Source organism: Amycolatopsis sp. DSM 110486, assembly GCF_019468465.1.
Lineage (GTDB): Bacteria > Actinomycetota > Actinomycetes > Mycobacteriales > Pseudonocardiaceae > Amycolatopsis.
Map to the genome: position 1 here is coordinate 780,095 of NZ_CP080519.1, position 22,239 is coordinate 802,333.

Consider the following 22,239-nt stretch of genomic DNA (forward strand, 5'->3'; position numbering starts at 1 on the left):
GTGTGCTTCGCGCTCAGTTGTTCGAGGTGATGCCGGCCGACAGCACGTGGTCGACGAAGCCGTATTCCTTCGCCTCCTGCGCCGTGAACCAGCGGTCGCGGTCGCCGTCCTTGACGATCTGTTCGGTGGTCTGCCCGGTCTGCTCGGCCGTGATGCGGGCGAGCTCCTGCTTCCACTTGTTGTACAGATCCGCCTGGATCGCGATGTCGGACGCGGTACCGCCGACACCCGCCGACGGCTGGTGCATCAGGATCCTGGCGTGCGGGAGCGCGTACCGCTTGCCCGGCGTGCCCGACGAGAGCAGGAACTGCCCCATCGAGGCCGCCATGCCCATGGCGTACGTGGCGACGTCCGGGCGGATCAGCTGCATGGTGTCGTAGATGGCGAACCCGGCGGTGACCGAGCCACCCGGCGAGTTGATGTAGAACCGGATGTCGGACTCACCGTCGTCCGCGTCGAGCAGCAACAGCTGCGCGGTGATCCGGTTGGCGATCTCGTCGTTGACCTCGGAGCCGAGGACGACGATGCGCTCCTGGAGCAACCGCTCGAACACCGAGTCGGTGAGGGTGAGTCCGGAGGTGCCGGTCCGCCCCTCGGGCATGTGCTGCTTCACGTCTGCCTGCCTTTTCGCCGGCGGTGACCCTTCGTCGTGTCGGCCACCGCTGTCGTGTTCAGATGCTTGAGATCTTGCAACCGACCCTAACGAACTCGGGCGGTGCGGAATGCCCGACACCGCCCAAGTTCGCTTACAGCGTCACTCCGCAGGGGTCGCGGCCGCTTCCTCGGTGACCTGCGTCTCGTCGCCGGCCGGGGCATCAGCCTCGTCGGCACCGAACAGCTCGGTGAGGTCGACCTCGGCGCCCGAGGCGTCCTTCACAGTCGTGCCCCGGACCACCGACGCCAGCGCCTTGCCGCGGCGCACGTCGGCGTAGATCGCGGTCAGCTGGCCCGACTGCTGGGCCCGCTGCACGTACTCGTCCGGGCTGACACCGAAGCGCTGGGCCTGGTACATGATGCGCTCGGTGAGCTCGCCGTCGTTGACGGAGGTCTTCTCGTTGTCGGCGATGGTGTCCAGCAGCAGCTGGGTGCGCACCGCCTTCTCCGACTCCTCCTGGACTTCGGCGTTGAACTCGTCCAGAGTACGGCCTTCGGCCTCGAGCGCCTGGGCGAACTTCGCCTCGTCGTGGTCGAACGGGTGCACCGCGTCGTGCTTGCGGTTCTCGATCTCGGCCTCGAGCACCTTCTCCGGGATCGGCACCTCGGTGCGCTCCAGGAGGATGTCGAGGACCTTGTCGCGCGCCTGCACGCCCTGCTGCATCTTCTTGACGCGGCCGAGACGCTCGCGAAGGTCGCTCTTCAGCTCGTCGATCGTGTCGAACTCGCTCGCGAGCTGCGCGAACTCGTCGTCGGCCTCCGGCAGCTCGCGCTGCTTGACCGACTGCATGGTGACGGTGACCTCGGCGTCCTGCCCGGCGAACTCGCCGGCCACGAGCTTGGTGGTGAAGGTCTTCGTCTCACCCTCGCTCGCACCGACGATGGCCTCGTCGATGCCGTCCACGAGCTGGCCGGAGCCGATCTCGTAGGACAGGCCGGTGGTGGAGGCCTCCTCCACCGCGGTTCCGTCGACCGTGGCCGACAGATCGATGGACACGAAGTCGCCGTTCTCGGCGGGGCGCTCGACACCGGTCAGGGTGCCGAAGCGGGCGCGCAGCTCGTCGAGCTGCTCGTCGACCTCCGCGTCGGTGGTCTCGACGTCGTCAACGCTCACCTCGAGGCCCTCGAGGTCGGGCAGCGCGATCTCCGGCCGCACGTCGACCTCGGCGCTGAACTCCAGGACGTCGCGGTCCTCGAGCTTCGTCACCTCGAACTCCGGCTGGCCCAGCGTGCGGACCTCACCGGCGCGAACGGCCTCGATGTACTTGGCCGGGATGGCTTCGTTGACGACCTCGTCGAGCACCGGCGCACGGCCGATCCGGCTTTCCAGGACGCGAGCGGGCGCCTTGCCGGGCCGGAAGCCCGGGATGCGCACCTGTTCGGCGATCTTGCGGTAGGCGCGGTCGAAGTTCGGCTTGAGCTCGTCGAACGGCACCTCGACATTGATCTTGACTCGCGTCGGGCTGAGCTGCTCGACGGTGCTCTTCAAGGTCTTCTCCTCGAGCGGTAAACAATGGGGGTTGGACTGTCCCTCGGGACGGCCCCGGTCACCTGCCGACCGGGACAGCCGAGTCTAGGCCCTTGGCCTCACCGGACCTGGTCGGGGGCACCCTGACACCCCTCCCGATCAGCGGTCGAGCATCCGCCCGAGCACCCAGCGCACGCTCGTGGCCGTCCGCTCGACCGGCCCGCCGGGCTGCACTACGTGGCTGAGCAGGAGCCGGACGAACGTCTCGGCGAAGACGGACCACTCCTCTTCCGACAACCCGCGCTCCGGGTACTGCGCCCGCAACACGGGCGTCACCGCGGTCACGGCGCGCTCCAGCACGGCCTGCGAACGCGTGGTGATGAGCGACAGCAGCTCGTCGCCGTCCTGCCCGCCCAGCACAGTCTTGAGCAGCGGGTTCACGCGCGCGGCCGCCACGATGTGGCAGAACGCGGCGGTGACGCCCTCGGCCGCTTCGCCCGGGTGGCGCGCGACGATCTGCCCGACGGTGCCGGCGAGCTTGTCGGTCTCGCGCAGCACGAGGGCCTCGGCCAGCCCGGCCTTGGAGCCCACCTCGTTGTAGACGGTCTGGCGGCTCACACCGAGGTCGGCCGCGAGCCGGCCCATCGTGAGGCTCGCCCAGCCGCCGACGCTCGTCAGCTCGGCCGCTGCCGCGAGCAGCCGCTCCCGCGAGCGCACGCGCCCCGGGGACTCCTCGGCGACACCGGATTTCACGGGAAGTGAGCGTAGCGACGACGGCCTGCGCAGCCACTGACCAGGACGCACCCCTGAATCCGTGTCAAACCGATTTACAAACCCCGTGCGATTGTCTAAGTTGTCACCGCTTGGCCAGGAGCGATCGACCGAGGAGACCGCTCGATGCCCGTCGTCGACAGCCGGCTCGGCGCCGGGGAACAGCCTGGGGCGCCCGAGCGCACCGCCGTGCCCAGTCCCCGGATTCCGCTCGCGCCCGCATCCCTGCCCACGCTCACCCTGTTCGCGGGCGGTCTGGCGGTGTGGGGCACGGCCACCTGGCTCGCGTTGTGCGGCATCGCGCCGCTGTGGGTGACGATCCCGCTGCACGCGCTCGTCACGTTCACGATGTTCACCGTCGCGCACGAGTCGGCCCATCACGCCGCCGGGAAGCTCACGTGGCTCAACGAGGTGCTCGGCCGGCTGGCGATGCTGTTCGTGGCGGCCTACGGCTCGTTCCCGTTCCTGCGCTTCATCCACCTCGAGCACCACCGCAACACCAACGCCGACGCGAGCACGGACCCGGACGCGTGGACTTCGCAGGGTCCGTGGTGGCAGCTGCCGTTCCGCTGGCTGACGATCGACTTCTGGTACGTGCGCTTCTACTCCCGTCGCGTGCACGGCCGCCCGCGCCTCGAGCGCGCGGAGACGCTGGTGGCACTGGTGGCGTTCGCGGCGATGGTGGTGACCGTGGTGGCGTGCGGCCACGGCTGGGAGCTGCTGGTGGTCTACCTCATCCCGCAGCGGCTGGGGCTCGCGCTGCTGGCGTGGTGGTTCGACTGGCTGCCCCACCACGGTCTGGCGGAGAACCGCTTCGGCGCCACGCGGGTGCGCGTGGGGCTGGAGTGGCTGATGACGCCGATCATGCTGTACCAGAACTATCACCTGGTGCACCATCTTCACCCGGCGATCCCGTTCTACCGGTACGTGCGCGCGTGGAACGACAACCGCGACGCGTACCTGGCGCGCGAAGTCCCCATCACCACGGCGTGGGGCCGCGAGCTGACGGCCGCCGAGTACCGCGCGTGGCGGCGGCTCACCGAGTGCTTCGAGAACGAACCCGCGCCGGAACCCTTGCGGCGCGGGCCTCGGCGGTTCCACGCGCTGCGGGTTGTTTCCGTGGAACCGATCGCCCAGGACGCGGTGGCGATCACCTTCGACGTCCCCGAAGAGCTGCGCGAGACGTTCCGGCACGTGCCCGGCCAGCACGTGGTCGTGCGCACGACGGTGGACGGCACCGTGGTCCGGCGCACGTACTCCCTCTGCTCCCCCGCCGGTTCGACGTCGTTGCGGATCGCGGTGAAACGCCGTGCGGGCGGCACTTTCTCGCCGTTCGTGACTTCGCAGCTGAAGCCGGGTGCCGTGCTCGAACTGCTGCCACCTTCAGGCGGGTTCACGCTTTCGCCGTGCCCGGACCGTTCGGCGCACTACGTCGTGCTGGCGGCCGGCAGCGGGATCACGCCGGTGCTGTCGATCCTGTCCAGCGCCCTGCGCGCGGAGGCCCACAGCCGCGCGACCCTGTTGTACGTCAACACTTCCGGCGCGACGACGATGTTCGCCGACGAGATCAGCTCGCTGGCCCGCGAGTGGGCGGGCCGGCTGCACGTGGTCCACTTCCGCACCGACGAACGCGATCCGGACCTGCACGCCCACCGCCCGGTGCGGCACTTCGACACCGTCGGCGAGGCCCTCGCGATCTCCCACGAGCGCTACCGCAGCGGCCGCCTCGACGCGACCCGGCTGCGCGCGCTACTGCAGAACCGCCTTCACCCGGCCAAGGTCGACCAGTGGTTCCTCTGCGGCCCGCGCGGCCTGCTCGACATGGCGCGCCGCACCCTGCGCGAGGCCTACGTCCCCGAAGAGGACGTGCAGTTCGAACTCTTCGCCGGCGCCCCGGCGCGCAGCCCGGAAGGTGCGTCGGCGGCACTGTCGGTCACCGTCGGGCGGCACGTGACGGACATCGTGACGCAGCCGGGCGAAACCGTGCTGGACGCTTCGCTGCGCGCCCGGCTCGACGTGCCGTACTCCTGCACGGGCGGCGCGTGCGGCAGCTGCGTGGCGAAGCTGGTGCGGGGGCGCGTGGACATGGATGTGCAGTACGCGCTCACGGAGGCGGATGTGGCGGACAACCGAATCCTGACGTGCCGGGCCCGCCCGACGACGCCTGAGCTGGCGGTTGACTACGACCGGTGAGCGCTGCTGACGTTGTTGCCCGGCTGACTGGCCTTGAGGTGCTGCGTACGCGCTTGTCGGGTTCTTTGGCGGAAGCCGAGCTGGCCGACGGGTGGGTGGTGGTGAAGCACGCGCCCGGTTCGGCTGTCGCCGAGGCCGCGGGTTTGCGATGGCTGGCTTCGGCTGATGCGGTCTCGGTCGTCGGTGTGCGTGGCTTTGACGAGGAGTGGCTGGTCCTCGACCGGATTGCGCCTTCTCCTGCGACGGTTGCCGCGGCGCGTTCATTCGGCCTGGGTTTGGCCCGGTTGCATTCGGCCGGGGCGCCGGCGTTCGGGTCGCCACCTCCGGGTGGACCGGTGGAGGCTTGGATCGGCCTGGCCCCGATGTCGAACGTGACCGGCGCCGAGTGGCCGCGGTGGTACGCGGAGCAGCGGGTCTTGCCGTACGTTCGGCAGGCGGTGGACTCCGGGGCCCTTGATGCCGCCGAGGCCCGTGTTTTCGGACGGGCCTGTTCGCGGTTCCCCTCCGTTGCCGGCCCTGCCGAGCCGCCTGCACGACTGCACGGGGACCTGTGGAACGGCAACGTTTTGTGGACGTCGGGCAGCGTGTGCCTCATCGACCCGGCCGCCCACGGTGGGCACCGCGAGACGGATCTCGCGATGCTCCACCTGTTCGGCTGCCCGCATTTGGCCGAGGTGATCGCGGCGTACGACGAGGCCACGCCACTCGCCGCCGGCTGGCGCTCGCGGGTGCCGATGCATCAGCTGTTTCCACTGCTCGTGCACACCGTCCTGTTCGGACGGTCGTACGCGGCGCAAGCTCTTGCCGCCGCCCGAGAACTGCTGTGACGGCGGGCCGTCGGATGCTCCGAGCCGGCCCTCGCCAGCTGCTCGCACCGCTCACGCGCACTTTTCTTTCGGCGGTCTTGCTTCGCGCAAACGCTTGCCTTAGCCCGAAACCACTGCGACGACGGGCTGCCAATCGCTGGCGACCGGCGTCCGCTCAGCCGTTCCCGCCGCTCGCACACCGCCCTCTTCAGCAGTGTTGTGTCGCGCGAGCCTTGACCGCGGCGCAGGAACTTGCCGTGACGGCGACCGCTGCCGATTGGCGTTCGCGCCGCCCGCACACACAGCCCTCAGCGGCAGTGTCGTGCCGCGCGAGCCTTGGCCGCGGCGCAGGAACTGCCGTGACGGCAGGCCATCGACGATTGCCGACCGGCGTTCGCCCAGCCGTTCCCACCGCTCGCACACACCGCCTCGTTTGCGCGGTCATACGCGGAGCAAGCCAACCACCCGCGGCCCGCGGAACTACTGTGACGGTGGGCCCTCCATCGCTTCCGTGACCGAGGTGGCGGTGGCCGCGTCTCCGGAAGTGGTGGCGACGATGGTGACCTTTTCGCCGTTGGTGATGCCCGTCGCGGTGGTCGAGTCGATCGTGTAGATCTTCGTGAAGCCGTCGTCGCTCTGGGCGGTGAGGGAGGTGGCGGACAGGGCGGTGACTTTGCCCGTCTGGAGGAATTTCGTCACGTAGGCGCCGCTGTCGTCGGTGGTGGTGAATTCGCCGTGCAGGGCCTGGCCGAGCGAGGCGGCGCCGCGGGGGCCACCCGGACCGCCCTGGCGGGCGCCGGCGCCCGCGCCCGGGCCGGCGGCGGTGGCCGTGCCGGAGTCGGCCGAGCTGCTCGCGATCCAGATCGCGGCGCCGCCACCGACGGCGACCACCGCGGCAACCCCGCCCGCAACCCACTTGCGCCGAGGATTCGGGCCGGGGCTCGAGCTGCCGGGAGTGCCACCCCAAGCGGGCTGCGCAACGTCCTGAGTGGACTGTTCCGAGGTCATCACATGCTCCTTCGACTGGGGGAATTGACCACCACCGTCGAGGCGAACCCTGTGCCGGGACTGTGGCCGTGGTCAGCCCGACCTGTGACCCCGACTTTTCGGACACCCGACATCACAGCGGGCTCACAGGCAGCACACATGCGGCCCACACCCGGCGCCCCCACGCTCGTGTCATGACTCAGCGCGCGAGGACCCGCTTCGGGCGGCTGTCGTTGCGCGCGAAGCTGACCGTGGCGATCGTGGCGCTGTTGTCGCTGGTGTGCCTGGTGATCGGGGTGGTGAGTGAGTTCGCGTTGCGGGCGTTCCTCATCGACCAGACCGACGGGCAGCTCTACGCCGCCGCCGGCCGCGCCCAGGACTTCGCGACGCACGGCGGGCCGCTGGGCGGCCACAACCCGCTCGACGCGCCCGGGCAGGGCGCCGGCACCGTCAACGCCCACTTCTCCGGCGGCCGGCTCATCGACGGCGGCTCGCTGTCCCAGCACGGCCAGCGCGTCACGCTCACCGACGACCAGCTCGCCGCCCTGCAGAGCCTGCCCGCCGACGGCCGCGCCTACACCCGCACCGTCGGCGACCTCGGCGACTACCGCCTCACCGCGACGCCCATCCCCGACGGCGTGGTCGTCACCGGCGTGCCGCTCGAGCCCGTGCAGCAGACGCTGCTCACCGTCGGCCTGATCCTCTTCGGCGTCGCGGCCGCCGGCGTCACGGGCGCGGCCTTCATCGGCGCCTTCGCGGTCCGGCGCACGCTCCGCCCGCTCGACCGCGTCGCCGCGACCGCCGCCCGCGTCTCCGAGCTGCCCCTGGACCGCGGCTACGTGGACCTCTCCGTCCGCGTTCCCGACGGCGACACCGACCCCCGCACGGAAGTCGGCCAGGTCGGCTCCGCGCTCAATCTCATGCTCGGCCACATCTCCGCCGCGCTGGAAGCGAGGCACGCCAGCGAAATGCGCGTACGCCGCTTCGTCGCCGACGCGAGCCACGAGCTGCGTACGCCCCTGGCCGCCATCCGCGGCTACGCCGAGCTCGCCGGTCGCGGCCGCATGCACGTACCCCCGGACGTCGCCCGGTCCATGACCCGCATCGAATCCGAGGCCGACCGCATGACGACGCTGGTCGAAGACCTCCTGCTCCTCGCCCGCCTCGACGCGGGCCGCCCTCTCGACGTCGCCGAAGTCGACCTGGCCCGCCTCGTCGCCGACGCGGTCGGCGACGCCCACGTGGCCGGCCCCTCGCACCGCTGGGAGCTGCGCCTGCCCGACTCCCCCGTGTTGGTCCTGGGCGACGTCCAACGCCTCCACCAGGTCCTCGCCAACCTGCTGGCCAACGCCCGCGTCCACACCCCACCCGGCACCACCGTCGTGACGTCCCTCGCCCGCTCCGCCGACGGCACCGCCGTGATCACCGTCACCGACAACGGCCCGGGCATCCCCCCGGACCTCCTCCCGGCCGTCTTCGAACGCTTCGCCCGCGGCGACTCCTCCCGCTCCCGCGCCGCCGGCTCGACGGGCCTGGGCATGGCCATCGCGGCCGCGGTGCTGGTGGCCCACCACGGCACCATCGAGGTGCACAGCATCCCCGGGCGCACCGAGTTCGCGGTCCGGCTACCGGTCACCGTCCCGGCCCAGCGCACCGACTCACCCGTGGCACAGATCGAAGCCTGACGCCACGGCGGCCATCCACCGCCGACGCCCCGACCCGTCCGCTCCCGCAAGCGGTCCACCTCGCCACGACCATCACGGGCGCCGCACTCGTGGCGCACCGCGGGAGCGTCGAGGCCATCCCCGGCGCACCGAGATCCCGCCCGCTGTCCCGAAACGCGCGCGATTCCCTCACGCAGGTCCACGCCTGACCACGCGACGGACATCACCGCCCGGCACTGTCCGGCCGCGCAGCAAACGTCCTAGCCCGAGGGCTGCCGGCCACGGTCTGGCCAACGCGGCGGCGCACCACGGATCCGTCGAAGCCCACAGCATCCCCCGCCGCGCAGAGTCCTCCTCCCGGTCTCCGTCCCGACCCAGCGCATCAGTCAGCCAGCCGCACAGGCCTGATTCCTCCCCTACCACCCGTGATGTCCGCTCACGCTGTGACATCCCGTCGCACAGGGCGCACACAGGGTGTCCACAAGGCAGGCCCAGGGTGGGGCGCCAGGGTGGCTGTCATGACCGCAGTCGCGATTCCCGCCGCCACACCGAAGCGGGCGGACGTCGCCCGGCCCCGTTGGGTGCGGCCGGCGTTGGCCGTCCTGCTCGCGGGCACGGCGGCGCTGTACCTGGTGGACCTGAGCGCCTCCGGGTGGGCCAACGCGTTCTACTCCGCGGCCGCCCAGGCTGGCGCGCAGAGCTGGAAGGCGTGGTTCTTCGGGTCCAGCGACGCGGCCAACGGCATCACCGTCGACAAAACCCCCGCCGCCCTGTGGGTGATGGGGTTGTCGACGCGGCTGTTCGGCGTGAACGCGTGGAGCGTGCTCGTCCCGCAGGCGCTGATGGGGGTCGGGTCGACGTACCTGCTCTACGCGACCGTCCGCCACACTTCCGGAGCAGCCGCCGGACTGCTGGCGGGGACGATCCTGAGCCTCACCCCGGCGGCCGCGTTGATCTTCCGGTTCAACAATCCCGACGCGCTTTTGGTCCTGCTGCTCATCGCCGCCGCCTATTGCACCGTGCGGGCGATCGAGAAGGCCGGCCCGAAGTGGCTCGCGCTCGCGGGAGTGGCCGTCGGGTTCGGGTTTCTCGCGAAGATGCTCCAGGCGTTCCTGGTGCTGCCCGCGCTGGGCCTCGCCTACCTGATCGCCGCGCCGACGCCGCTGGGCAAACGCTTGCTCCACCTCGCCGGCGCACTGGGAGCCGTCATCGTGTCGGCCGGCTGGTACCTCGCGGTCGTCGCACTGTGGCCGGCCGCGGACCGCCCCTACATCGGCGGCTCCCAGGACAACAGCCTCCTCGGCCTCACCTTCGGCTACAACGGCTTCGGCCGCATCACCGGCGACGAGACCGGCAGCGTCGGCGGCGGACGCGGCGGCGGCTGGGGCACCACGGGTCTGTTCCGCCTGTTCGGCAGCGAAATGGCCGGCGGCATCGCGTGGCTGCTGCCCGCCGCGTTGCTCGCGCTGGGGGCGGGCCTGTGGTTCACGTGCCGAGCACCGCGCACCGACCAAAGCCGCTCGGCGCTCGTGATCTGGGGCGGCTGGCTGCTGGTGACGGCGATCGTCTTCAGTTACATGGGCGGCATCATCCACCCGTACTACACGGTCGCTCTGGCCCCGGCCGTCGCCGCGCTCGTCGGCACGGCCGCGGTCCAGCTGTGGCGCCTGCGCGACGATCCCGCCGCCGCCGGCGTCCTCAGCGGTGGCCTCGCGCTCACGGCCGTGACCTCCTACGTCCTGCTCATCCGCGAACCGTCCTGGCAACCGTGGCTCGCGCCCGCGATCCTGGTCGCCGGGCTGCTCGCGGCCGTGGCGGTGTTCTTCATCAACCAGCTCGGCCGCATCGCCGCACGGGGGCTCGCGGTCCTGGGCCTGGTGACGCTCCTGGCCGCCACCGGTGCGTACACGATCGCCACGGCGGCTACTCCCCACAGCGGCGCCATTCCGTCAGCCGGACCGTCAGTAAGCCGCGGCTTCGGAGGCTTCGGCGGCCCAGGCGGAGGCGGCCGCGGTATGGCCGGCGGCCTCCTCGGCACCGCAACCCCCGGCCCGAACCTCACCGCACTCCTCCAGGCCCCCGGCCACACCTGGACAGCCGCCACTGTCGGCTCCAACAACGCCGCCGGCTACCAGCTCGCGAGCAACCTCCCGGTCCTCGCCGTCGGCGGCTTCAACGGCACCGACCCGTACCCGACCCTCGCCCAGTTCCAGCAGTACGTCCATAATGGACAAATCCACTACTTCCTCGGCGACGGCCTCACGATGCAAGGCAGCACCGGCAGCGACTACGCCCAGCAGATCGCCACCTGGGTCGCCGACAACTACCAGGCGACCACAGTGGACGGTGTCACCGTGTACGACCTGACAACCTGAGATAAGCCTCGCCCCGCGGCGAAATCCGGTACCCCACCTCGAGCGAGAGCGTGAGCCCCAGATCCTTCAGCTTGCGCACGGACCGCTTGAACACCAGCAGCTCCTCCCACCCCAGCTGCTCGGCCAGCGTCCCCGCCCGCAGCCCCGGGTTCGCCGCGATCGCCTCCAGCGCGGCCCTCGTCCACGGGCCGTCCGGACCACTGGCATCGAACCTCCGCAACCGCGCGGAAATCGCCTCGACGTCCGAGCCCGACAATGCCGCGTCGGCCGCCAGCGCGTCCCGCGGATCCCCGCCCCGCACCACGTGGAACGACACCCGGTACAACGGCACCGACTCGTCGCCACGCAGGTTCGAAACCAACTCCGCCAGATCCGCGTACCCGGCCGCCACCGCGTCCTCGTCCGTCAGATCCGCGACGGTCACCTCGTCGACCTGCTCCACCTCGATCAGGTCGACACCCGTCCGGTACCGATGCCCGGCGATCGCCTTGTTGCGCGCCCACCTGCGCACCATCACGGTCACGCGCCCCGCGTGGATGCCTTCCCGCAGCCGTGCCTCGAACAGCATCCGCCCATCCTACGGCGGCCGCCCGACATTCCACGCATCTCCGACGCCCCACCCGCACGACCACGCGACTGGCGCGGCATTTCCAACCCCCTGCCTGCAACCCCCACCCCGCCAGCACCCGCACTGTCCATCCGTAGCAACCCAGCTCCAGCAACCCAACCCCGTTCAAGATCACCCGATAGAGCACCGACCCACAGGCGCCCCACAGCAATGCCACAACCCGGCCAAAGCCGGGCGCCGAACGATGGCTCCCATGAACGCCACCGCACCCTCCCGAAACGGAGCCGAAAACGGAGCGAAGGCCGCGGGAGCACCGGCACAAGTGCCCCAGCCCCGGCCCGGGTCGACGCCGGTCGGCCTCGGCGGGCCGCAGCCGGTGCTCGACGTCGTGATCCCGGTGTACAACGAGGAAACCGACCTGGAGCCCTGCATCCGCCGGCTTCACGCGCACCTCGAGGAGCACGCCGGCTACGCCTACCGCATCACCATCGCGGACAACGCGAGCACCGACAAGACGCTCCACGTGGCAGAAACCCTCGCGAGAGAGTTCGCCCAGGTCGAGGTGCGCCACCTCGACGAGAAGGGCCGCGGCCGCGCGCTGAACGCCGTGTGGTCCACTTCGGACGCCCAGGTGCTGGCCTACATGGACGTCGACCTCTCCACCGACCTCGCCGCCCTGCAGCCGCTCGTGGCCCCGCTGCTCTCGGGACACTCGGACCTCGCCATCGGCAGCCGGCTCGCACGGGGTGCGCGCGTCGTCCGAGGCCCCAAACGTGAGTTCATTTCGCGCTGCTACAACCTCATCCTCAAGAGCGCGCTCGCTGCCCGGTTCTCCGACGCGCAGTGCGGCTTCAAGGCCATCCGTGCCGACGTCGCGCGCCGGCTGCTCCCCCACGTGCAGGACACGGGCTGGTTCTTCGACACCGAGCTCCTCGTCCTCGCGCAGCGCTCGGGCCTGAGGATCCACGAGGTCCCGGTCGACTGGGTCGACGACCCCGATTCGTCGGTCCACATCGTCAAGACGGCCACCGCAGATCTCAAGGGCATCGTGCGCATCACGCGCGCCACGTTCACCGGCGAGATCCCCGTGCGCCGCCTGCGCGAGCAGCTCGGCCGCGAGCCCATCGGCGTGACCGCGTCCGGCGTCTCGCCCAGCCTCGTGAAGCAGCTCGTGCGCTTCGCCGCGGTCGGGGTCGCCAGCACCGCCGCGTACCTGCTGCTGTTCCTCTTGTTGCGCAACGGAATTGGCTCGCAGCCCGCGAACTTCCTGGCCCTGTTCGTCACGGCCGTCGCCAACACCGCGGTCAACCGACGCGTCACGTTCGGCGTCCGCGGCCGTGGCGGCGCCGGTCGCCACCAATTCGAGGGCCTGATCGTATTCGGCCTCGGCCTCGTGCTCACCAGCGGCTCGCTGGCCCTGCTCAACCACACGACCCACCCCGGGCTCGTGCTGGAGACCACCGTCCTCGTGCTGGCGAACCTCGCCGCCACGGTGCTGCGCTTCCTGCTGCTGCGCGGCTGGGTGTTCAACCCCCGCCGGCGCCCGTCCGAGGAGACCCCATGACCGCCACGCTCGCCGTCCCCGCGAAGAAGAACCCCATACACCGCAAGGAAAACTCACCACCCTGGGTCCGCCCCGCCGTGTTCGGCCTACTGGCCCTCACCGCCGTTCTCTACTTCTGGGACCTCACCGCCTCGGGCTTCGGCAACTCCTTCTACGCCGCCGCCGTGCAGTCGGGCACCCAGAACGTCGAGGCCTGGCTCTTCGGCTCGCTCGACTCCGGCAACGTGATCACCGTCGACAAACCACCCGCCGCCCTCTGGGTCGGCACGGCCTTCGCCCGCATCTTCGGCTTCTCCAGCTTCACGGTGCTGGCCCCGCAGGCGCTCATGGGCGTCGCGTCCGTCGGCCTGCTCTACCTGACGGTCCGCCGCGTCTCCGGTCCCGTCCCCGGCCTCCTCGCCGGCGCCGGTCTCGCGCTGACGCCCGTGGCCGCGCTGATGTTCCGCTTCAACAACCCCGACGCCCTGCTCGTGCTCCTGCTCATCGCCGCCGCCTACTTCACCGTGCGCGCCGTGGAGAAGGCGAGCCCGATGTGGCTGGCACTCGCCGGTTTCGCCGTCGGGTTCGGCTTCCTGACGAAGATGATGCAGGCCTTCACTGTGCTGCCCGCGTTCGCGCTCGTCTACCTCGTGGCCGCGCCGACGTCGCTCGGCAAACGCCTGCTGCACCTGCTGTACGCGGGCCTCGCGGTGATCGTGTCCGCCGGGTGGTTCGTGGCGCTCGTCGAGATCTGGCCCACGGCCTCGCGCCCCTACATCGGCGGCTCCACCGGCGACAGCCTGCTCGAACTCGCCCTCGGCTACAACGGCCTCAGCCGCATCTTCGGCGGCGAGGGGCCCGGCGGTGGCGGCGGGTTCGGCGGTGCGGGCGGCGGCAACACGATGTTCGGCGGCAGCAGCGGCCTGGGCCGCATGTTCGGCGCCAGCTTCGGCACGGAAGTGTCGTGGCTGCTGCCGGCCGCGATCATCGGGCTCGTCGCCGGCCTCTGGTTCACCCGCCGCGCCGCCCGCACCGACCGCACACGCGCCGCCCTGCTGCTCTGGGGTGGCTGGCTGCTCGTCACGGGCCTGGTGTTCAGCCTCATGAGCGGCATCGTGCACCCGTACTACTCCGTGCAGCTCGCCCCGGCGATCGCCGCCGTGGTCGCGATTTCGGGCCATGCCCTGTGGCGCGGCCGGGCGAACACCGCGTCACGGGCGGTGCTCGGCGCGATGATCGCCGTGACGGCCGTGTGGAGCTTCATCCTCCTCGACCGCACACCGGACTGGTTCCCCGCGCTGCGGTGGATCATCGTGGTGCTGGGTGTGCTCGTCGCGACGGTCGTGGTCGTCGGCGTACCCCCGCTGCGCAAGGCGCTGGTGGTCCTGGCCGCGGCGAGCGTGCTGACGCTCGGGCTCGGCACCGCCGCCTACGCCGTCGACACGGCCGCCCAGCCTCACACCGGCTCGATCCCGACGTCCGGCCCGAGCACCGGAGGCTTCGGCGGGTTCGGCGGCGGGGGGCCCGGTGAAGAGCAGACGAGCAGCGAGCTCACCGCGCTGCTGGCCAAGACCACCACGAAGTGGGCCGCCGCGACCACCGGTTCCCAGTCGGCCGCAAGCCTGGAGCTCGCCAGCGGCAAGTCGGTGATCGGCATCGGCGGCTGGGACGGCAGCGACCCGGCGCCCACGCTGGCGGAGTTCCAGCAGTACGTGGCCGACGGCCAGGTCTCCTACTACGTCGACGGCGGCCGCGGCGGCGGCGGACCCGGCGGCGGGTCGAGCGACATCACCGAGTGGGTCGCGACGAACTTCACCGCCACCACCGTCGGCAACTCGACCGTCTACGACCTCACGAAGTAGGCCGGACGCAAAGGCCACCTCGCCCAGTGCGAGGTGGCCTCTGTCTGTGCGAAGGCAGCGTGTGAAGCGGTGGTTTAGGCCAACAGGGGAAAAACAGCCGGGTCTCAGTCTGTTCCCAGGAAACGAGCGCATTCTGGAAACTGCAGGGGGAAAGCCGCGAACACCGGGGAGGTCACGATGGCCGGATACCCACGCTGGCACACCGCCAGCGCCCAGGGCCCACGCGAGCGCAACGCCGACGCCGTGAGCGCCTACGCCCTCGCCGGCGCGCCCGGGATCACCTTCGCGCTCGCCGACGGCGTCGGCGACGACCCCGGAGCGGGCCGCGCCGCCCAGACCGCCGCCGCTGCCGCCGCGCGCACGCCCGTGCAGAGCGGGCCCGTCGCCGCGATCCTCAACGCCCAGCGCGCCCTGCGCGAGCTCGGCGGCACCGGCGACGCCGTGCTCGTGGTCGCCATGCCCTTCCCCGGCGGCTACCGCATCGCGTGGGTCGGCGATTCCCGCGCGTACGCCTGGGACGGCACCATGATCCGCAAGCTCACCACCGACCACACGCTGGCCGAGTACTTCCGCGCGCGCCACCAGCCGTACTCGCCGCGCATGGAGCACATGGTCACCACGAGCGTGCGCACCACGAAGCCCGACGAGATCGGCACGACGGAGGTCGTCGGCGGCGGGCTGTTGCTCACCAGCGACGGCGTGCACAAGGTCCTCCCGCCCGCCACCATCGACGACATCCTGGCCGACCCCGAGCGCGGCGCCGCTGCGCTCGTCGAGGCAGCCATCACCTTCGGCGGCACCGACAACGCCACCGCGCTCTTCGTCGAACAGCCGGAGGTGGACGTGGCCGCCATCGTCACCGAGCGATTTCCCTCAGCTGCCTGAATCCGAGCCGCCTGAACCCGTGCCGTCTGAACCAGGGCCGTCTGATTCACGCTGACGGGCTCGTTCTCGGCGCAGCTGCCGATACTCCCGGTACACGAGCACGATGATCACCGCGTCGAGCGCCGCGAAGAACGGCAGCGCGATCGAATGCGTGTTGATCGCCCGGTACACCTCGTAGACCACGAACGCGCCCAGCACCACCATCGCCACCGGGTACGCCCGCATCCACTTGCGCGCGAGCGCCCACACCAGCAGCAGCTTGATCACACCGTGGGCCAGCAGGTACGCCACCGCGAACGTCTTCGTGCCACCGCTCACGAAGTGCTCGGTCGCCAGTTCCAGGTGGCGGGCGAGCGTGCCCGACGGGTCGCCCAGCAGGTCGCGCGTGATCACGGCGTGGGTGAAGCCCGTGACCACCGTCGACGGGATGAACGCCAGAATCAGCGCCCCGACCAGCTGCACCGCACCGTCGAGCCCCTTGAGCGTGATCGCGATCCGGAACAGCCGGTCGGTGCTGGTCTTCCCCTGATTCTGCTGGTTCTCCCGGTTCGGCTGGTTCTGCTGGTTTGGCTCCGCCATCGGTCCAGCCAACACGAAAACCGCCGGTCACGCTCGGGTCGGGCGCCGGTGAGCACCCGTCAGGAGGATCCCTGCCAGGCTTGGCACGATTCGCACCTTTGGTGGCGCGCCGCGCGGTTCGTGGCGTCCCGGCCGTAGAACGGATAACACGCCGAACCGCACAACGCCAGGAACACATTCCCGCACCGCAACGGCCTCGGCCCCACCTGGTGCACCACCCCGATCACGTGCCGGCGCGTGCCGGCCTCGGGCAGCCACCCGTCGGGCGGCAGCACGGCGAGGATGGCCGCGTTCAGCTCGTCCGACCTGGCCACGAGCGCGCCGCCCAGGTCGAGCAGCCGTTCGCCGAGGTCGCGCAACGCGTCGGGGCGCGGCAGGTCCTCCTCGAACGTGCGCGCCAGGAACGCGAGATCCGCGCCCAGCGAAGCGTGCAGATCCCGGATCCGCTCCAGCAGAAGTGTGTCGTTCACGTCCGGCTCAACCACGCCGACGAACACACCGCACACGTCGGATCGAACCAATTCCCGCCGAGCTGCGGAACATCCGCCCGCGCGACGGTCACCTCCACCCCACACAACGCGACGAACGATTCCTCCGGACGCGGCGCGAAAGGCCCTTCATGGGCGTGCCGTTTTCCCTCGGCCTGCTGCCATCTCAACACAGCGGTCTCCCCTATTCAGCAACGTGCTGAACACAGCCTTCTGTCAACGCCGGTAAACGCCAACGGCGGCCCGGGTGATCATCCGATTACGTATGATGCCGCCCATGACCAAGCCTTCTGGCACCCCGCGCGCCGTGGCGCTGGGTGCGGCGCTGCGCGAAGTGCGCGAAGCGAAGAAGTTCGGCCTTCGCGAACTGTCGCGGGCACTCGACCTGAACCCAAGTCTCGTTGCGCACTGGGAAGCCGGAACCCGTATGCCGTCCACCGAGGACGTGGCCACCCTGCTGGGCTACTTGCGGGTGATCGGTGAGCCGAAGCGCCGGATCATGGATCTGGCCCGCAACATCCGGGATCCCAACTGGATGGCTGCCGGTCAGGCCGAACTGACTCCGGAATTGAGCACACTGGTTCAATGCGAGCAGGGCGCGAGCACAATAACCGAGTGGACACTAAATGTTATTCCTGGGCTATTGCAAACACCAGACTACGCGCGCGCCATTTTCGAAGAAGGTCTCACGCCCCAGCAAGCCGATGCTCGCCTTCAAGTTCGCCTCGGCCGACAGAAAATCCTGACCAACCACGACCCGGTGAAGTATTCCGCAATCGTCAGCGCACACGCTTTCGACGAGCCAATTGCTCCGGACTGGATCATGTCCGACCAGATGGATCACTTACTCGCCATCACGAGCCGACCCAACGTCAGCCTGCGGATCTTGCCCCGACAGCAGCGCTACCACCCCGGAATGAGCGGCCCATTTGTGCTTTATCAATACAAGCATCGAGATCCGATTATCCTGCTGGAACAGTACAGCACTACCTCGTTCCTCAGCAGCGATAAGGACTGGGGGCCTTATCAGCGGCTTGCTAAGCTCCTCGCCGGAGAGGCATTGAGCGAGGAAGCCAGCCGTGAGTTGATCGCGGAGGCGGCGAGATAGACGGAGGCCAGACATGCAGACTGCCCGGTGGCGGACGTCGTCGTACAGCCAGCAAAACACCGCCTGCGTTGAGGTGGCACTCTCGGAAGAGATCGGTGTCCGCGACACCAAGAATCGCGAAGCGGGACAACTCTCCGTCTCGCGCGAAGCGTGGCAGGGCGTGCTCGGCGCGTTGCAGGCGAAGCACTGAGGCCCTGAACTACAGAAGCAGCACTGAAGCACTGAAGCCCGGGGTTGCGGCCCTGTTGGACCGCAACCCCGGACTTGTCAGGCGCGCGCCACCGCCGGCGGACCGGCGTTGACGCCCCAGCTCGTCGGGGTGTCCGAGAGCTGAATCTTGATCGTTCCCGCGCGCAGCAGGTCCTTGTGCGACAACCAGCTCTGTCGCAGCTTGCCGCCGTTGCCCGGGCCGTCGGTCTTGACCGAGGACACGTACTGCAGCTTCGAAGCGCTGGCGCCCGGGGCCTCGATGGTGATCGTGCGGCCGTGCTCGGGCCGGATCTCGACCTTGTCGAACATGGGCGCGGTGATCACGTAGGTCGCCGAGCCGGGCTGGGCCTCGAAGATGCCGGCCATGGCGAAGACGAGCAGCGACGACGTGGCGCCGAGATCGTCGTTGCCGGGCATGCCGTAGACGTCGTCGGTGAAGAGCGTGCGCATGGCGCGCAGCACGGCCGAGGTCTTCCACGGCGCCCCCGTCCACGTGTACATCCACGGGGCGGCGAAGTCGGGCTCGTTGTTGGGGTTGAAGGCGAAGGCGTTGTGGTAGTCGTATGCGCCCGTCACCCAGGAGTCAGCGGCGGCCTTCGCCGGGTCCGTGAGCACGGTGGGCATGTCGAAGAACTTGTCGAGCCGCTGCTCGGCCTGCCCGGCGCCGCCCATCAGCCCGAAGAGGGTCTGCGGGTCCTGCTGACCCATCCACTGGTACTGCCAGGCCGTGCCCTCGTGGAAGGCGTTGGTCTGGGTGGGGTCGGGGTTGCCGACCGTGGAGCCGTCGGCGTTCTTCGGGACGGGGAAGCCGTTGAAGCCCTGGGAGGTGATCGTCGGGTCCCAGAGTTTGGTGAAATTGTCACAGCGCGAGGCGAGAGTTTTCGCCTTGTCCTGGTAACCCAGTCCCGAAGCCATGGTGGAAAGCGAACAGTCGCCCAGCGCGTACTCCAGCGTGGCGGAGCCGGCCTGGCGGCTGTCGCCGAACTTGTAGCCGGGCAGGTTCTGGTAGGCGACCCAGCCGTTCTGGACGTAGCTGGGGTTTCCGTCGCGGCCGCGGAAGATCGACTGGTCGGCCGGGACCTCGTTGGCGTTCTTCCAGAGCGCGTCGAACAGGCCGTGCGCGGTGCGGTTGTCGAGCAGGCCGCGGTTGTAGATGTCCACGACCCACGGGGTGATGGGGTCGCCGGACATCACGTTGGTCTCGCTGTTGCCGAGGCCCCAGCGTGGTAACCAGCCACCATCCTGGTAGATGTGCAACACGGATTTCGCCATGTCGGCGGCCTTGTCCGGATGCAGCAGCGCCACGAGCTGGTTCTGCGAGCGGTAGGTGTCCCAGAGCGAGAACATCTGGTAGTACGTCGAATCCGCCTTGTGCACCTGATCGTCGAAGCCGCGGTAGCGATTGTCCACATCGGACCCGATCGACGGGTGCAGCAGCGAGTGGTAGAGCGCGGTGTAATACGTACGCTGGTCTGGTGTTGTTCCACCAGCAACCCGCATGCGGTTGAGCTCATCCTGCCAGGTGTTGTGCGCTTGTGAACGCGCCTTGTCGAACGACTTGGGCTGCTCGGCCTTGCGGTTGAGGCGGGCGCCGTCGACCGAGGTGTAGGACAGGCCGACGGACGCACCGACCTGGTCGCCCTTGCTCGGGTCGAACGTCAGGTAGGCACCGGCGCGCTGGGTTCCGCGTGAGGCGTCGCGCTGATTCGGGGTGATCGTGCCGTCGGTCCAGGTGCCGAAGCTTTGGAACGTGCGGTCGAACTTGGCGCTGAAGAAGATCCGGTAGCGCTCCTTGCCGGTCTCACCACAGAAGTTGCCGCCCTGCAGCCAGCCTTCGACGGTGTCGTTGCCGACCACGTGGACGTCGCCCGCGTAGGTGGACCCGTTGCTCTGGCCGACCTCGATGAGCACGTTCTCGGGTCCCGAGCCGGCGGGGTAGGTGTAGCGGTGCTGGCCCGTGCGCTGCGTCGCGGTCAGCTCGGCCTGGATGCCGTTGTCGAACTTCACGCCGTAGTAGCCGGGCGCGCGGGTTTCGTTGGCGTGGCTGAACTTCGCGCCGTACTGCGCCGGGTCCGACGACGTGACGGCCCCGGTGGTCGGCATGAACCGGAAGTTGCCCATCGTCTGACAGCCGACGCCCGACAGGTGCGTGTGGCTGAAGCCGAGGATGGTGTCCTGCTTGTAGTCGTAGGACGCGTACTGGTTCAGCTGGGTGTCGGGGCTCAGCTGCACCATGCCGAACGGCACCGCGGCGCCCGGGAACGTCGTCCCGTCGCCGTTGTTGCCGATGCTGGTGTCGACGAGCGTGGTGGGGTCGTCGGCGAACTTCGGCCCTTGCTGGGCCTGGGCTGTGGCTGCCGTGGTGGTGGCCGCTGTGGCCACGGCGCTGGCGAGCACCAAGGCGGCGAACACGCGTTTCCGCGCTCTCATCGCGTTCCTTTCGGCGTGACAACGTTGTCAGATCGGGGTGTCTACGATCTTTGCCCGTTAGGTGGGGTTCCGTCAATCCACCGGGCGTACCAGTGGGGGTTTCACCACGGTGCTGAATCGGTTCCGGTGGTGCAGACCACTGGCAGCGTTGTCAGTGCTGAGTGGCCAGGCTTGCTTCCCACCCCCGTGCGGCGGCTCCGACCACGTCGCAGTCGCGCGCTGCACACCTGCACTCGCGCCCGCCGAGGCCACTCCAGGGGCCTTGTCAAGCCGGATTCGGAGTTGTCCACAGCGGTGCCGCTTGTCCACAGAAAGCCTCGGCCTGCCTCGCTACCAGGGGTTTTGTCGCCGTCGGGCGATAGACTGCACGAGGGACGCCCCCTAGAGAGGGCGGGGGTTTGTCTGCCGGGCGGGAGTCGCCGTCGCACAGGCGAAACGCGCAAAGTCGTCGCGAAGCCCCAAGGCGAGAAGCTGTCCGGCGAGCAGGCAGCGCCCAACCACGCACCGGCAAGTCAGCGGCCGCGCAACCAGATGAACCCAAGGGACAAGCCCGTAAAGCCCCAGCGACCTCGGGCCTCCCCGCTCAGTGCCAGGCTTCCGGCCCCGTCCGCACCACCGCGTCCCGGTCCGCCGCCTCCTCGATCGCCAACGCGATCCGGTGGTCTTCGATCCCATCCGCCAGCGGGTACGGCGCAGGCCCCTCACTGCGGACCCAAGCCCCCGTGTCGGCCAGCAGGGTGGCGATCGCGATCTCCTCGTCGTTCCAGCGGCGGCCCTGGTACGGGTTCCGGTAGAGGACCTCGGAGCCGAACGTGAGGTGGTCGGTGTCGAAGCCGTCGAGGTCGAGGTCGTAGCCGGTCTGGCGGCGGATGATCGGGGTGTGGGTGATGGTGCGGTCACCGGTCAGCCGCAGGACGTCCTGGTCGGCCAGCTCACCGCGGGTGCCGCGGACGAGGAGGCGGCGGTGCAGGAGCTGGTTGTGCCACTGGTTGTCGGTGAAGTCGTAGACGCCGAGGCCCTCCGCGAAGACCACCGTGGCGAACGTCGTCACCGCGGGTTTGGTCTCGACTGTCTCGGCCCAACCCGCGCGGGACAGGGGGTCGGCCAGGAGCGCCGTCGTCCGCGTGGCCCGCACCTCCACCGGGCCGCGGCCGGCGCCGAGGAAGGTCCGCATCGAGGACACGGCGTGGTACTGGTGCGTGGAGGACACGTCGACGCGCGTGATGTCGCCGATGACGCCCGACCGGGCCAGCGCGATGCGGGCGGCGTGAGCGGGCATCCGGCTGTACTGCTCGGCGACCTGGACCAGACCGCTCTCGCCGACGTCGTGCCACAGCGCCCTGAGGCCGTCCAGATCGGGCGCGGGCGGCGTCTCCGCGAGCACCGGCACCCCGCGGCCCACGAGCTCCCGGATCAGGCCCGGCGTCACGTGCCACGGCACCGACGTCACCACGAAGTCGGGCTTGCGCCGGAGACACTCGTCGAGCGAGGTGAACACGGGCACCGGCAGCTCTTTGGGGCTGCGCGACACCACGCCGATGCAGTCGAGCTCGTCCGCGAGCCGCCAGAAGTACTCCGCGCGCCAGCCGGATCCCACGATCGCGTAACTCGTCACGTGATCAACCTATCGGCTCGCATGACCTTTCGG

The 22,239-nt window shown here is 69.8% G+C and carries 19 protein-coding genes; 9 read left to right on the plus strand and 10 right to left on the minus strand.

The features are described 5' to 3' along the window. Positions 1-13: 13 nt before the first annotated feature. From K1T34_RS03830 to K1T34_RS03840, 3 genes are all read right to left on the minus strand, one after another. Positions 14-613 (minus strand): ClpP family protease, encoded by a 600-nt coding sequence (locus K1T34_RS03830; RefSeq protein ID WP_220242918.1) that lies wholly within the window; start codon positions 611-613, stop codon positions 14-16. 141 nt (positions 614-754) lie between these two features. Continuing rightward, entirely contained in the window at positions 755-2,143 is a 1,389-nt protein-coding gene (gene tig, locus K1T34_RS03835; RefSeq protein WP_220242919.1) for a trigger factor, read from the minus strand. 138 nt (positions 2,144-2,281) lie between these two features. Further along, positions 2,282-2,875 carry a TetR/AcrR family transcriptional regulator gene (locus tag K1T34_RS03840; RefSeq protein ID WP_255638287.1) on the minus strand — a complete coding sequence of 198 codons (594 nt, stop codon included), beginning with the start codon at positions 2,873-2,875 and terminating at the stop codon, positions 2,282-2,284. A gap of 144 nt (positions 2,876-3,019) precedes the next feature. Here K1T34_RS03840 and K1T34_RS03845 point away from each other — a divergent pair, with 144 nt between their 5' ends. After that, positions 3,020-5,086 (plus strand): fatty acid desaturase, encoded by a 2,067-nt coding sequence (locus K1T34_RS03845; RefSeq protein ID WP_220242920.1) that lies wholly within the window; start codon positions 3,020-3,022, stop codon positions 5,084-5,086. 65 nt (positions 5,087-5,151) lie between these two features. Beyond that, entirely contained in the window at positions 5,152-5,913 is a 762-nt protein-coding gene (locus K1T34_RS03850; RefSeq protein ID WP_255638288.1) for a fructosamine kinase family protein, read from the plus strand. A gap of 459 nt (positions 5,914-6,372) precedes the next feature. Here K1T34_RS03850 and K1T34_RS03855 read toward each other — a convergent pair whose 3' ends face one another. Beyond that, positions 6,373-6,900, minus strand: a complete 528-nt coding sequence (locus K1T34_RS03855) for a hypothetical protein (protein WP_220242921.1) — start codon at positions 6,898-6,900, stop codon at positions 6,373-6,375. Positions 6,901-7,073: 173 nt separating this feature from the next. Between K1T34_RS03855 and K1T34_RS03860 the strand changes: the two genes are divergently transcribed. After that, positions 7,074-8,564: a cell wall metabolism sensor histidine kinase WalK gene (locus K1T34_RS03860; protein WP_220242922.1), complete on the plus strand. Its 1,491-nt coding sequence runs from the start codon at positions 7,074-7,076 to the stop codon at positions 8,562-8,564. A gap of 497 nt (positions 8,565-9,061) precedes the next feature. After that, positions 9,062-10,918, plus strand: a complete 1,857-nt coding sequence (locus K1T34_RS03865; RefSeq protein WP_220242923.1) for a glycosyltransferase family 39 protein — start codon at positions 9,062-9,064, stop codon at positions 10,916-10,918. On the opposite strand, the gene K1T34_RS03870 is transcribed toward K1T34_RS03865, so the two are convergent. Then, positions 10,893-11,486: a hypothetical protein gene (locus K1T34_RS03870; protein WP_220242924.1), complete on the minus strand. Its 594-nt coding sequence runs from the start codon at positions 11,484-11,486 to the stop codon at positions 10,893-10,895. The two genes, K1T34_RS03865 and K1T34_RS03870, sit on opposite strands and share 26 nt — an antisense overlap. A 253-nt stretch (positions 11,487-11,739) precedes the next feature. Between K1T34_RS03870 and K1T34_RS03875 the strand changes: the two genes are divergently transcribed. The 3 genes from K1T34_RS03875 (at position 11,740) to K1T34_RS03885 (ending at position 15,776) form a co-directional block, all read left to right on the plus strand. Beyond that, positions 11,740-13,050, plus strand: coding sequence for a bifunctional glycosyltransferase family 2/GtrA family protein (locus K1T34_RS03875; RefSeq protein WP_220242925.1), 1,311 nt, complete (start codon positions 11,740-11,742; stop codon positions 13,048-13,050). After that, positions 13,047-14,891 (plus strand): glycosyltransferase family 39 protein, encoded by a 1,845-nt coding sequence (locus K1T34_RS03880; RefSeq protein WP_220242926.1) that lies wholly within the window; start codon positions 13,047-13,049, stop codon positions 14,889-14,891. Before K1T34_RS03875 ends, K1T34_RS03880 begins: the two co-directional genes overlap by 4 nt. Before the next feature lie 177 nt (positions 14,892-15,068). Continuing rightward, a complete protein-coding gene (locus K1T34_RS03885) occupies positions 15,069-15,776 on the plus strand; it encodes a PP2C family serine/threonine-protein phosphatase (protein ID WP_220242927.1) in 708 nt (235 codons plus the stop codon). Here K1T34_RS03885 and K1T34_RS03890 read toward each other — a convergent pair. Genes K1T34_RS03890 through K1T34_RS03900 form a run of 3 tightly spaced genes read right to left on the minus strand, consistent with a single transcriptional unit; the run spans position 15,765 to position 17,016 of the window. Further along, entirely contained in the window at positions 15,765-16,355 is a 591-nt protein-coding gene (locus K1T34_RS03890) for a DUF2127 domain-containing protein (RefSeq protein WP_220242928.1), read from the minus strand. The genes K1T34_RS03885 and K1T34_RS03890 overlap by 12 nt on opposite strands. Before the next feature lie 59 nt (positions 16,356-16,414). After that, positions 16,415-16,825 (minus strand): hypothetical protein, encoded by a 411-nt coding sequence (locus tag K1T34_RS03895; protein ID WP_255638289.1) that lies wholly within the window; start codon positions 16,823-16,825, stop codon positions 16,415-16,417. After that, positions 16,822-17,016 carry a zinc finger protein gene (locus K1T34_RS03900; RefSeq protein ID WP_220242929.1) on the minus strand — a complete coding sequence of 65 codons (195 nt, stop codon included), beginning with the start codon at positions 17,014-17,016 and terminating at the stop codon, positions 16,822-16,824. Before K1T34_RS03900 ends, K1T34_RS03895 begins: the two co-directional genes overlap by 4 nt. Positions 17,017-17,120: 104 nt before the next feature. Here K1T34_RS03900 and K1T34_RS03905 point away from each other — a divergent pair, with 104 nt between their 5' ends. Continuing rightward, positions 17,121-17,951 carry a Scr1 family TA system antitoxin-like transcriptional regulator gene (locus tag K1T34_RS03905; protein WP_220242930.1) on the plus strand — a complete coding sequence of 277 codons (831 nt, stop codon included), beginning with the start codon at positions 17,121-17,123 and terminating at the stop codon, positions 17,949-17,951. Between the two features lie 13 nt (positions 17,952-17,964). Further along, complete coding sequence (locus K1T34_RS03910; RefSeq protein WP_220242931.1) at positions 17,965-18,141, plus strand: DUF397 domain-containing protein; 177 nt, start codon at positions 17,965-17,967, stop codon at positions 18,139-18,141. Positions 18,142-18,218: 77 nt separating this feature from the next. On the opposite strand, the gene K1T34_RS03915 is transcribed toward K1T34_RS03910, so the two are convergent. Continuing rightward, entirely contained in the window at positions 18,219-20,591 is a 2,373-nt protein-coding gene (locus tag K1T34_RS03915; RefSeq protein WP_220242932.1) for a GH92 family glycosyl hydrolase, read from the minus strand. Between the two features lie 583 nt (positions 20,592-21,174). Then, entirely contained in the window at positions 21,175-22,206 is a 1,032-nt protein-coding gene (locus K1T34_RS03920; protein ID WP_220242933.1) for a Gfo/Idh/MocA family protein, read from the minus strand. Positions 22,207-22,239 lie beyond the last annotated feature (33 nt).